The organism is Streptomyces sp. NEAU-sy36, from assembly GCF_013423905.1.
GTDB classification, from domain to species: domain Bacteria; phylum Actinomycetota; class Actinomycetes; order Streptomycetales; family Streptomycetaceae; genus Streptomyces; species Streptomyces misionensis.
Map to the genome: position 1 here is coordinate 6073945 of NZ_CP058977.1, position 12812 is coordinate 6086756.

At 74.1% G+C, this 12812-nt stretch carries 7 protein-coding genes; 2 read left to right on the top strand and 5 right to left on the bottom strand.

What is annotated here, in order from left to right; translation table 11 throughout:
- Positions 1–9: 9 nt before the first annotated feature.
- From HZZ00_RS26580 to HZZ00_RS26600, 5 genes are all read right to left on the bottom strand, one after another.
- Positions 10–2691 (bottom strand): SpoIIE family protein phosphatase/ATP-binding protein, encoded by a 2682-nt coding sequence (locus tag HZZ00_RS26580; protein ID WP_257586009.1) that lies wholly within the window; start codon positions 2689–2691, stop codon positions 10–12.
- Positions 2692–2882: 191 nt separating this feature from the next.
- Positions 2883–3977, bottom strand: a complete 1095-nt coding sequence (rsgA, locus tag HZZ00_RS26585) for a ribosome small subunit-dependent GTPase A (protein ID WP_180328817.1) — start codon at positions 3975–3977, stop codon at positions 2883–2885.
- 268 nt (positions 3978–4245) lie between these two features.
- Positions 4246–5805: a cellulose-binding domain-containing protein gene (locus HZZ00_RS26590; protein ID WP_180328818.1), complete on the bottom strand. Its 1560-nt coding sequence runs from the start codon at positions 5803–5805 to the stop codon at positions 4246–4248.
- A 160-nt stretch (positions 5806–5965) separates the two neighbouring features.
- Positions 5966–7285 (bottom strand): radical SAM protein, encoded by a 1320-nt coding sequence (locus tag HZZ00_RS26595; protein ID WP_180328819.1) that lies wholly within the window; start codon positions 7283–7285, stop codon positions 5966–5968.
- Between the two features lie 159 nt (positions 7286–7444).
- A complete protein-coding gene (locus HZZ00_RS26600; RefSeq protein ID WP_180328820.1) occupies positions 7445–8452 on the bottom strand; it encodes a hydroxyacid dehydrogenase in 1008 nt (335 codons plus the stop codon).
- Positions 8453–8559: 107 nt separating this feature from the next.
- Here HZZ00_RS26600 and HZZ00_RS26605 point away from each other — a divergent pair, with 107 nt between their 5' ends.
- Complete coding sequence (locus tag HZZ00_RS26605; protein ID WP_180328821.1) at positions 8560–9804, top strand: FAD-binding protein; 1245 nt, start codon at positions 8560–8562, stop codon at positions 9802–9804.
- A gap of 53 nt (positions 9805–9857) precedes the next feature.
- Positions 9858–12728 carry a glycoside hydrolase family 2 TIM barrel-domain containing protein gene (locus HZZ00_RS26610; RefSeq protein WP_180328822.1) on the top strand — a complete coding sequence of 957 codons (2871 nt, stop codon included), beginning with the start codon at positions 9858–9860 and terminating at the stop codon, positions 12726–12728.
- Positions 12729–12812 lie beyond the last annotated feature (84 nt).

Consider the following 12812-nt stretch of genomic DNA (forward strand, 5'->3'; position numbering starts at 1 on the left):
GGCCAGGGGTCAGATGCTCTCCCACTGGTCCAGGATGTCGTCGGCCGTCTCCGCGTCGGCGCCGGCGGCCGGGGCGGGGCCCTCCTCCTGCGGGGCCAGCTCGGCCCAGATCACCTTGCCGCGCGCCGTGTAGCGGGTGCCCCAGCGGGTGGCGAGCTGGGCGACGAGGAACAGCCCGCGCCCGCCCTCGTCGGTGGCGGCCGCCCGTCGCGGGTGCGGCGCGGTGCTGCTGCCGTCGGCGACCTCGCAGATCAGCCCGCGGTCGTGCAGCAGCCGGACCCGGATGGGCGGGGCGCCGTAGCGGACCGCGTTGGTGATCAGCTCGCTGAGGATCAGCTCGGCGGTGTATCCGACGTCCCCGAGGCCCCAGGCGTCCAGGGTGGCGGCGCACTCGGCGCGGACGGGGGCGACGGCCGCCGGATCGCGGGGCACGTCCCACTCGGCGACGTGCTCGGGGCCCAGCAGCCGGGTGCGGGCCACCAGCAGGGCGACGTCGTCGATGGTCCGGGCGGGCAGCACCGTTTCGAGGACGGCCGCGCAGACGGCCTCCGGAGCGCGGCCCGCCGAAGCGGCCAGCGTGCCCCGCAGCAGTTCGAGGCCGGTGTCGAGGTCCCGGCGGCGGTCCTCCAGCAGCCCGTCGGTGTACAGCACCAGCTGGGACCCCTCCGGCAGCTCCAGTTCCAGCGTCTCCACCGGCATGCCGTCGCCGAGGCCCAGCGGCGGGGAGACCGGTACGTCGGGAAAGGTGGCGGTGCCGTCGGGCAGCAGCAGGGCGGGCCCGGGATGACCGGCCCGGGCGATGGTGGCCCGCCCGGCGACCGGGTCGTACAGCGCGTACAGGCAGGTGGCGCCGGTGACGTCCGCGACCGCGTCCCGCCCGTCCCCCGCGCTGCAGTCCTCCCGTTCGTCGCTGTCGATGCGGCTGACCAGTTCGTCCAGGTGGACGAGGAGTTCGTCGGGGCTGAGGTCGAGGGCGGAGAAGTTGTGCACGGCGGTGCGCAGCCGGCCCATGGTGGCCGCCGCGTGCAGCCCGTGCCCGACGACGTCGCCGACGACCAGCGCCACCCGCGCGCCCGGCAGCTGGATGACGTCGAACCAGTCGCCGCCCACCCCGGCCTGCGCCGGCAGGTACCGGTAGGCCACCTCGAGCGCCGACTGGTCGGGGACGCCGCGCGGCAGCAGGCTGCGCTGGAGGGTGACGGCGGTGGTGTGCTCCCGGGTGTAGCGGCGGGCGTTGTCGATGGCGACCGCGGCCCGGGCGACCAGCTCCTCGGCGACCGCCATGTCCTCCTGCTCGAACGGCTCGGCGTCCGCGGAACGCCAGAAACTGGCCACGCCCATCAGGACGCCGCGCGCCCGCACCGGCACCACGAGCATCGAGTGGATGCCGTGGGCGAGGATCCGGGAGGCGTTGGCGGGGTCGTACCGCTGCCATCCGGTGCCGCGGCTCAGGTCCGGCTCCAGGACCGGCGCGCCGGTGCCCATGCCGATCGCCTGCGGGGTCTGGGAGGCGAAGTCGGTGAGCGAGCCGACCGGGTACAGCGGATGGTCGGAGTCGATGGCGGTGAGGGCCGTGCGGCGCATCGTGGTGCCCTCGGGCTCGCCGCCGCGCAGGATCGAGTCGAGCAGGTCCACGCAGGCGTAGTCGGCGAACCGGGGGACGGTGAACCGGGTCAGCTCCTCGGCCGTGCGCCGCACGTCGAGGGTGGTGCCGATCCTGCTCATGGCGTCGTACAGCAGCCGCAGCCGCCGCTGGGCCACGGCCGCGCGGCCGGCGACGGCCCGCAGCTCGGTGGTGTCGAGCAGGGTGACGACGCTGGAGGGCGCGCAGTCGTGCGACGTGGTGGGCCGGACGCTCACCGCGAGCAGCCGGTCGCCGGCCTCGCACACCTCGTCGGTGACCGGACGCCCCGCGGTCAGCAGCTCGGCGAGGGACGGCGCGAGCCCGAGGCCGGCCAGCTGCCTGCCCTCGGCGTCCGCGGGCAGGTTCAGCAGGCGCAGCGCCTCGTCGTTGGCGAGCAGCAGCGTGCCGTCGGCCGCGACGATGAGCACGCCCTCACGGGCGGCGTGCAGAACGGCGTCGTGGTGGTCGTACATCCGCCGCAGTTCGGCCGGTTCCAGGCCGCGGGTCTGCCGCCGCAGCCGGCGGTTCACGAGGACCACCCCGGCCGTCGCCAGCAGCAGCGCACCGCAGCCGGCCGCGAGCAGCAGGGGCAGCTGCCGGGTGACCTGCGCCTCGATGCTGCGCGTGGTGATGCCGACGGAGACGAGTCCGACGACCTTGTGGTGGGCGTCGACGACGGGGGCGGTGGAGTCCACGGCCACGCCCACGGGGGTGTCGGAGGTGACGGTCCGCGCGTGTCCGCGCAGCGGCTCCTCGTAGGAACCGATGACGTGCTTGCCGATCAGCTGCGGGACGGGGTGCGTCCAGCGGATGCCGGCCGGGTTGAACGCGACCACGTAGTCGACGTCGGCGGCCTTGCGGATCGCCTCGGCGCGCGGTTGCAGCACCGCCGAGGGGTCCGGGGAGCGCATCGCGTCGAGGGTGCCCGGGGAGTTGGCGAAGCTGACGGCGGTGGCGAGCGTGCGGTGCCGTGCCTCGTTCAGTCCGGCCTGCCGGGCCTGGAGCACCAGGGTGGTGCCGGCCACGGCGCCGAACAGCAGCAGGATGACCAGCTGGAGGAGGAACATCTGTCCGGCGACCGTGCGGAGACCGGGCGGCAGCCACCGGGACCGGCCGGGGTCGGCGCCGGCCAGGGACGCTCCGGCCGGGACGGAAGCGTCCCACCCCTGAAACAGGCCGAAACGCCTCTTCATGATGCATTTCTAACATTCACCAATGAAGGGGACATGGTTCGACCTGCCGGGGTGGGTGATATGGGTCAGCTCCAGCGGCCCCGTTTCGCCTCCATCGCGGCCTTGCCCTCCGCTCCCCTGCGCTTCCACTCCCGCCTCAGCTCGGCACGGACGCGGGCGTCGGTCTTGGCGACGATCCACTGGTTCTCACGGATGAGTTTGCGGTAGCTGTCCAGCCTGCGCACGGCGAGTTCACCGCTGTCCACGGCGGCGAGCACGGCGCAGCCCGGCTCGCTCTCGTGGGCGCAGTCGTGGAAGCGGCACCGCCCGGCCAGCTCCTCGATCTCGGCGAACACCTGACCGACCCCGCTCTCGGCGTCGTACAGGCCGACGCCGCGCAGCCCGGGCGTGTCGATGAGGACGCCCCCGCCGGGGAGCGCGAGCAGGTTGCGGGTGGTCGTGGTGTGCCGTCCCTTGCCGTCGACGTCCCGCGCGGCCCGGACGTCCATCACGTCCTCGCCGGCGAGCGCGTTGGCCAGGGTGGACTTGCCCGCGCCGGACTGGCCGAGCAGCACGCTCGTCCCGGAGCCGGTCAGCGCGCGCAGGACGTCGAGTCCGTCGCCGGTGTGGGCGCTGACGCCGAGCACCGGCACGCCGGGCGCGCTGTGCTCGACGTCCTGCACCAGGTGCGCGAGGGAGACCGGATCGGCCACCAGGTCGCTCTTGCTGAGGACGACCACGGGCTGGGCGCCGGACTCCCAGGCGAGGGCGAGGAACCGTTCGACCCGGCCGAGGTCGAGTTCGACGGCGAGGGACACCGCGACCACGGCGTGGTCGACGTTGGCCGCGAGGATCTGCCCCTCGGACCGCTTGGAGGAGGTGGACCGCACGAAGGCGGTGCGGCGCGGCAGGTACGTCCGGACGTACCGGGGGTTGCCGCCCGCTTCGACGGCGACCCAGTCGCCGGTGCACACGACCCGCAGGGGGTCGTGCGGGGTGACGAAGGCGGTGTCGGCGCGGACGACGCCGTCGGCGGTGACGACGTCGCACTGCCCGCGGTCGACCCGTACGACCCGGCCGGGCAGCAGCCCTTCGGCCGCGTGGGGGGCGAACGCGTCGGCCCAGTCGTCGTCCCAGCCGTAGGGAGACAGGGCGGAGTGCACAGCAGAGGTGGAAGACAAGGGAAACCCTTCGAAGGGCGGCCCCGGGCAGCGGCGGTCGACGCCGTCGACCCGCTCGGATCAGCCGGTGGCCACGGAGGTGGAGATGAGGTGTTCCTGGGTGTGGGCAGCGCCCGGCACGGTGACAGCCATCGTCGACACCTCCTCGTCCTCGCTCGTGGTCGCGCACGCCACCTCGGCGTGTGGGAGGACAGTAACCCGGGTGCGGGGGCCGCGTCAACGCGTTTTCCGCGCGGCGCCGTCCGGTGCCGTCCGGTGCGACCGCGCGTCAGCCGGCGGCGCAGGGCGCGCCGTTGAGGGTGAACCCGCCGGGGGCGCGGTTGGCGGCGGCCCAGGTGCCGGTGAAGCCGAAGGACACGGCGGTGCGGGCGGGGACGGCCCGGTCGTAGTCGGCGGCGGTGGCGGTGACGCGGGCGCCGGTCTGCCGGGCGGTGGCGTCCCACATCCCGGTGACCTGCTGGCCGTCGGGGAAGGACCAGTCGACCCGCCATCCGGCGAGGGCCCGCTCGGCGGTGACGGTGACCGTGGCCTGGAATCCGCCGGGCCACTGGCCGGCCAGGGCGTAGGCGACATGGCAGGAGGCCGGCGGGGTGGTCGTGGGGGCGGGGGCCACGGCGGCCGCCCCGGTGCCGCCGGGGCGGCGGGCCGGGGAGGGGGCGCCGGGGGGCGCGGTGTCGGGGGCGGGGCGGGGTGTCGTACGGCTGGAGTCGCGGGTGCCGGGGGTGGCGGGCGTGCGGGTCAGGGTCGCGGCCGGGGCGGGCGAGGGGCCGGCGGCGGCCGGGCGGCCGCCGGGGGTGGCCTGGACCCGGCCGTGGTCGCGGGACGACTTCTCGCCCGGCGCCCCGGTGTCGTCGGGCGCCGTGCCGTCGTCGCGGGTGGCGGCGGTGTCGTCGCGCGCGGCGAAGGAGTCCGCGCCGGAACCGCCGTACGGCATCAGCGAGGCGGCCAGCGCCAGCGCCGACAGCAGCACCGCGGTGGCGAACAGGCCGCCGCCCCGCAGCAGCCGGCCGAGCCCCGCGCGCTTGTCGCTCTGGTCGCCGTCCGCGGCCTCGGCGGGCCGCCCGGTGCCCTGCCGCACCTCGCTGGCCCGCCGGCGCCGTTCCAGGTAGGCGAGGGAGCCCCAGCCGATCACCGCGCCGGCGAGGACGGGGGCGAGGGCGGCGCCCTGGTGCCGGGCGGCGGGGCCGGCGCAGTGGGGGCAGGCGGGCGGGTGCCCGGGAGAACCGGCGCGGGCGGCGGCGCCCGGCGCGCGGGCGCAGACCCAGCACGTGCCGTCCTCCCCGCCCTCGCCGTGGACGTGGCGGCAGCGGTCCCGGAAGAGCGTGCGCACGCGTTCCAGTTCACCCGAAACGGTGGCCGGCTCCAGGCCGAGCCGGCGGGCGGCCGCGGACGGCGGCAGCGCCTCCACCTCCGCCAGCCACAGCAGCGCCGCGTCGGCCTCCGCCAGGTCGCGCAGGGCGCGCAGCGCCGCGGGGCGCTCGCGGGGCGGGCCCAGATGGCGGGCCGCCTCGGCGGAGTCCAGCCACTCGCTCAGGCCGGGGTCGAGCCGGTGCCCCTGCCCCTCGGCCTGCCAGCGGGCCGCGGTGGCGCGCACCGCGGTGAGCAGGGCCGGGATCGTCGGCAGCCGCGGGGTACGGCGGCCCGCGCCGCGCACATGGGTGCGCGCGGCGGCACGGACCTCGCGCATGCCGCGCGTGAACGCCTCGGTGGCCAGCCGGTGGGCCGTGGCCGACCCGGAGGTGCACAGGTCGGCGTACGAGAACACCGCGTCCCAGGCCTCCGAGAACAGCGCGGCCTCGGCTCCCTGGGGGGTCGGCAGGTCGGGCATGGAACTCCTGCATCCACGGGCGAGGTCAACTCACCACAGGAACGACGGAGTTGGCAGAAACCTCGCGGCACTCCCCCGAGCCTTTCACGCACCGGGCGTCGCTGACAAGCGGCCCGTACGCTTCCGGTCACGCACAGTGGCGGCCCTGGCCCCGGCCTGTTCAGGCCTCGGCCGGCTCCTGCGCGGGCAGGCTGTCCATAAAGGAGCTGACCGAGAAGACCGCGCGGCCGGGTCCGGGCGGGCCGTAGCCGGGCGGGGAGGACAGGCCGAAGTCGTCCATGGTCTGACGGTAGGCCTGGAGCAGCCGGATGTGGTACTCCAGCGGCGCGCCCTGCGGGTTGGCCTTGCCGAGCGGGGTGGTGGGCTCCGGGCACCAGGTGGTGAAGCGGGGCGTGATCCCGTGCGACATGAAGAAGCGCAGCCCCTCGGTGGTGGAGGCGATGGCCTCGTCCACGGTGGTGAAGCCGAACGGTTCGGCCATCTCCACGCCCGCCACGAAGTTGGGGATCACATTGCGCGGCCCGAACACCTCGGCGGAGTCCAGGATCCGCTTGTGCCACTCGTCGCGGCCGACGTAGCGCTCCTTGCCGGGGCAGTACAGCTCGAACAGCCGGCGGTCCCACACCTCGAAGTTGGGGTGGTAGATCTGCACGCCGTAGTCCTTGAACCGCTGCACGTCCGCCTTGGGCAGCGCCTGCGCCACCACCTTGCCGATCCAGCGGCCGGGGAAGCGCTCCTCGATGGCCTTGGCGTAGTGGCCGTAGAAGTCGGCCTCGTCGCGCCCGGCGACCGTCTTGGTGATCGCACCGCCGGTGAGGGTGTACGCGGTGGACGCCTTCTGGGTGTCGTAGCGGTCGATGATCTCCAGGGCCTCAAGGACCTCCTCGACGTCCTTCACGCCCGTGTACGGCCGCCCCGCCGCCTTGTGCTGGCGCCAGTTGTGGTTGATGTCGCAGTACTGGCACTCCTCCTTGGCGCCGAAGTACTGGCAGACCCGGAAGACGGTCAGGTAGATCAGGTAGCCCCACTGGATGGTGGGCGCGACCTCCATGACGGACTTCCCGTTGGAGAGGGTGTGCCGGTAGTACTCCGGCATCGGCGGCACGCCGACGTCGGCGATGCGCTTGCCGTCCAGGTAGAGGCCGAGCAGCCCCTCCTCGTCGGCGGCCACCCGGTAGGGGGAGGCGGGGTTCACCCGTACGGAGACGACCGTACGGCGCAGGTCGTACGGGCCGCCCGTGAGGATGATCTCCTCCGGGGGCCGGCGCAGCGCGGCCTCGCCCAGCTCGGGCAGGGTGCCGTGGTCGAAGGAGAAGATGAAGTACGACTTCGGCTTGACGTCACCGTCCTCGTTGTCGCTGAGGGCGGATTCGTCGAAGGCGACGCCGCCCCGGAGCAGGTCCTCCTTGAAGACGGCTTCCCGCGGCACGTGCGGGAACCGCTCCATCAGATCCTCGACCAGCGCGGTGCGACTGCCCATCCGTATGTCTCCTCCCGGCTCAGGCGTACTTCCCACACCGTATGCCCCCGGGTCCGGGGAATCCGTGGCGGGTCCGGGTGACGCGTCCGGGAGGGGTGTGCGCGGTGCAGCGGGAGCGGCACATACGGCGCACATCGGGCGATGTGCGGCATACGGGCGTCAGGCCAGCCGGTCGAGCGCCGTGGGGTCGACCGCGTACACAAGCCCCTCGCCGGCCGACAGCCGGCCGGCCTCCTCGACCACCGTCCGGCCGAGGCGGGACACCTCGTTCCCCTGGGAGCCCGCCAGGTGCGGGGTGATGAACGCGTTGGGCAGGTCGAACAGCGGCGAGTCGGCGGGCAGCGGTTCCGGGTCGGTGACGTCCAGGACTGCGGCGAGCCGGCCCGTGGCCAGCTCCTCGGCGAGCGCGTCGTGGTCGACCAGGGCGCCGCGCGCGGTGTTGACGAGCACCGCCCCGGTGGGCATCAGGGCGAGTTCACGGGCGCCGATCAGACGGCGCGTCCCGGGTGTCTCGGGGGCGTGCAGCGTGACGACGTCCGAGGTGCGCAGCAGCTCGTCCAGGGGCAGCAGCGGAACTCCGAGCCGGGCCGCCTCCGGGGCGTCGACATGCGGGTCGGTGAGCGTGACGGCGAGGTCGTACGGGCGCAGCAGTTCGATCAGCCGGCGTCCCACGCGGGAGGCGCCGACGACGCCCACGCGGCGGCCGTGGTTGCCGATGCCGGGGATGACGTCGCCGTACGGGAAGTCGCGCCGGGTGCGCAGCAGCCGGCGGAACGCGAAGACGTCCTTGCCGGTGAGCAGGATCATGGCGAGCGTGTACTCGGCCACGGGCAGGGCGTTCGCGGCGGCCGCCGAGGAGACGACGATGCCGCGCCGCCACACCTCGGCGGTGGTGAAGCCCTTGACCGAGCCGGCCGCGTGCAGCACCGCGCGCAGCTTCGGCGCGGCGTCCAGGGCGGCCGCGTCGAGGCGGGGGCAGCCCCAGCCGGTGATGAGGATCTCGGCGCGGGCCAGGGCCTCGCGCAGCCGCGGCTCGGTGAAGTCGTGCGCGACGAGCGCCGGGTCGATGTCCACCGAGGCGCGCAGCCGGGTGAGGAGCTCGGGCGGGAAGAGGTACGGGACGTTCTCGGCCGCCATGGCGAACACAGCCTGCGGGCGCTCGGTCAAGGGCGGACCTTCCGGTCGGTGAGGCGCGGACGGCAAGCGATCTCTACCGTAGGTCGCGGCGGACGAGAGGGTCAACGGACCCGCGCCCCTGTGGAAGGAACGGCGATATGAGCGAAATGGTGACCAACTGGGCACACACCATCACCTACGGCGCGAAGGAGTACCAGCGCCCCCGCACGCTCGACGCGTTGCGCGCCCTGGTGGCCGGCGCCGCGAAGGTGCGGGTGCTGGGCAGCGGGCACTCCTTCAACCGCATCGCCGATCCCGGCCCGGACGGCGTTCTGCTGTCGGCCGCCCAGTTGCCGCCGGTGATCGACGTGGACTCGGCCGCGCGGACGGTCCGGGTCTCGGGCGGGGTCCGCTACGCCGAGCTGGCCCGCGCGGTGCACGCCCGGGGTCTGGCCCTGCCCAACATGGCCTCGCTGCCGCACATCTCGGTGGCCGGTTCGGTGGCGACCGGCACGCACGGCTCGGGGGTGGCCAACCCTCCGCTGGCGTCGTCGGTGCGCGAGGTGGAGCTGGTCGTCGCGGACGGTACGACGGTGACGATCGGCCGGGGCGACGCCCGCTTCGACGGTGCCGTGACCTCGCTGGGCGCGCTGGGCGTCGTCACCGCGCTCACGCTCGACCTCGAACCGGCCTTCGAGGTGGAGCAGCGGGTGTTCACCGGACTGCCGTTGGAGGGACTGGACTTCGAGGCGGTGGCGGGGGCCGCGTACAGCGTGAGCCTGTTCACCGACTGGCGGGAGCCCGGCTTCGGGCAGGTGTGGCTCAAGGCGCGCACCGACCGGACGGCGGGCGCCTTCCCCGAGGCCGCTTCGGCGGTCGAGGCCATGCATCCGGTGCCGGGGATGCCGGCGGAGAACTGCACCGAGCAGTTGGGGGTGCCGGGGCCGTGGCACGAACGACTGCCGCACTTCCGGGCGGAGTTCACGCCGAGCAGCGGCGAGGAGATCCAGTCGGAGTACCTGCTGCCGCGCTCGGCGGCCGTCGACGCGCTGTCCGCGGTCGACCGGATACGGCACACCGTCGCCGGTGTCCTGCAGATCTGCGAAGTGCGTACGGTCGCCGCCGATCCGCAGTGGCTCAGCCCGGCCCATGCGCGCGACTCGGTCGCGCTCCACTTCACCTGGGTGCGGGACGAGGCGGCCGTGCTGCCCGTGGTGCGCCGGCTGGAGGAGGCGCTGGAGCCGTTCGATCCGCGCCCGCACTGGGGAAAGGTATTCGGTATACCGTCGGCCGTGCTGCGCGGACGGTACGCACGACTCGACGACTTCCGGGCCCTCGTCCGGACCCTCGACCCGACCGGCAAGTTCACCAACGCCTTCGTCGCCGACCTGCTCGACGCCTGACGACACCTCCCGCCTGACCCACCCGACCTCGTGCGGCACCAGATCGGAGACCGATGTCCGTCCCCCTCCGCACCGCCGTCGACTACGTCGAGGACGTCTCCCCCGGCTCCGGGACGCTGCCGCCCCGCGCCTGGTACGCGTCCTCGGACGCCAACTCCCTTTCCTTGAATGGGGAATGGCGGTTCCGGCTGTCGCCGGCGGCCGGTGCCGAGGACGACTCATTCGCGCGGGAGGGGTTCGACGCGGACGGGTGGGCACGGATCGCGGTGCCGGGCCACTGGGTCCTCCAGGGCCACGGTTCTCCCGTCTACACGAACCACCGCTACCCGTTCCCGGTGGATCCGCCGCGGGTGCCGACCGAGAATCCGACCGGCGACCATCTGCGGGTCTTCGATCTGCCGCCCGACTGGCCGGACCGCTGCGACGGCGAGGCGGTGCTGCGGTTCGAGGGGGTGGAGTCCTGCGCCCGGGTGTGGCTGAACGGGACGGAACTGGGCACGTTCAAGGGGTCGCGGCTGCCGCACGAGTTCGCGGTCGGCCGTCTGCTGAGGACCGCCGGCAACGTGCTGGCGGTGCGTGTCCACCAGTGGTCGGCGGGCTCCTATCTGGAGGACCAGGACCAGTGGTGGCTGCCGGGCATCTTCCGGGACGTCACCGTGTCGCACCGCCCGGTCGACGGTGTACGGGATTTCTTCGTGCACGCCGGCTACGACCACCGCGCGGGCACCGGCACCCTGCGCGTCGACTCGGAGGTGCCCGGCCGGATCACCGTCCCGGGGCTCGGCGTCGACGTCCCTACCGGGGAGTCCGTGACGGTGCCGGTGCAGCCGTGGTCGGCGGAGGTGCCGCGGCTCTACGACGGGGTGCTGGCCACCGGAGGCGAGCGGGTGCCGCTGCGGATCGGCTTCCGCACGGTGGAGGTGTCGGACGGCCTGCTCAGGGTCAACGGCAGGCCCGTCCTCTTCAAGGGGGTCAACCGGCACGAGTGGCACCCGCAGCGGGGCCGCGCGCTGGACCCCGCGACCATGCGCGAGGACGTGCTGCTGATGAAGCGGCACAACGTCAACGCCGTCCGCACCTCCCACTACCCGCCGCACCCCGCCTTCCTCGACCTGTGCGACGAGTACGGCCTGTGGGTGATCGACGAGTGTGATCTGGAGACCCACGGCTTCACCGAAGCGGGCTGGCGGGACAACCCGGTGGACGACGACCGCTGGACCCCGGCCCTGCTGGACCGGGCGGCCCGCATGGTCGAGCGGGACAAGAACCATCCGTCGATCGTCCTGTGGTCGCTCGGCAACGAGGCGGGCACGGGCCGTGGCCTGACCGCGATGGCCGAGTGGATCCACGGCCGCGACCCGTCCCGCCCGGTCCACTACGAGGGCGACCCCGACTGCCGTGACACGGACGTGTACGCGCGGATGTACGCCGGCCACGCCGAGGTGGAGCGCATCGGGCGCGGCCTGGACGGCGGACCGCTCGGCCGGCGCCGACTGCCGTTCCTGCTGTGCGAGTACGCCCACGCGATGGGCAACGGGCCCGGTGGACTCGCCGAGTACCAGCGGCTGTTCGAGTCGTACGAGCGGTTGCAGGGCGGGTTCGTCTGGGAGTGGATCGATCACGGCATCGCGCACCCGGAGCTGGGCCACGCCTACGGCGGTGACTTCGGGGAGGAACTGCACGACGGCAACTTCGTCTGCGACGGCCTGCTCTTCCCGGACCGGCGGCCCTCCCCGGGCCTGGTCGAGTACCGGAAGGTGATCGAGCCGGTGGGCATCGCGGGCGACGGCAGGGACGGCACGGTCCGGGTGACCAACAAGTACGACGTGGCCGATCTGTCGGCGCTCGCGTTCTCGTGGTCGTACCAGGCCGACGGGGAGACGGTGGCGTCCGGCCCCCTGCCGGTGCCCCCGCTCGCGCCCGGCGAGTCGGCGGACGTCGAACTGCCCGTGCCGCCGCGTGACGCGCCGGCCGGGGAGGCGCACTGGCTGGTCCGGGCGGCGCTCGCGGCGGACGCGCCGTGGGCGGACCGGGGCCATGTCGTCGCCTGGGGCCAGTTCCCGGCGTCGGAACGCACGGCACCCCACGTCCCGGCGACCGCTCGGCCGCGCACCGGGGACGGTGTGCTCACCCTCGGCCCCGGGACGTTCGACGCGCGGAGCGGCGCCCTGGTGGCGGTCGGCGATGTGGCCGTCGACGGTCTGCGGCTGGACGTGTGGCGGGCACCCACCGACAACGACGAGGGCGCCGCCTGGCAGAGCGACCCGCGCTGCGGCCCACTGTGGCGCGGTGTCGGGCTGCACCGGATGCGGCACCGGCTGGACGCGGTGGAGATCGGCGAGGGCGCGCTGACGGTCCGTACCAGGGTGGCGCCGGCCGGGCGGGAGCTGGGACTGTCGACGGTGTACCGCTGGACGTCCGACGGAGCCCGGCTGCGGCTGACCGTGGGCGTCGTACCAGAGGGCGACTGGACGGTGCCGCTCCCCCGGCTCGGCATCCGCTTCGGATTGCGCACGGTCGACCGTGTGCGGTGGTTCGGCGGCGGGCCGGGCGAGGCGTATCCGGACACCAGGACGGCGGCCGCCGTCGGCCGTTGGCAGTCGACTGTGGACGGCATGCAGACGCCCTACGTCCGTCCCCAGGAGAACGGCGCCCGCATCGACGTCCGCTGGGCCGAGCTGGGCGGTCTGCGCATCGAGGGCGACCCCCTCTTCTTCCTCACCGCCCGCCGCTGGACCACCGAGCAGCTGGACGCCGCCGCCCACCGTACCGACCTGGTGCCCGGTGACACCGTCTGGGTCAACCTGGACCACGCCCACCACGGCATCGGCTCCCAGTCCTGCGGCCCCGGCCCCCTGCCCCGCTACCACCTGCGCCCGGAACCGGCCGGGTTCTCCTTCGTCTTCTCCCCGCTGCCCTCCTGATCCCCGGCGCCTAATTCGGAGGCCGCGGCGCGCCGCGGGACGTACCGTCTCCCGGAGATGACGATCAACGCCCGGCAACCGGGC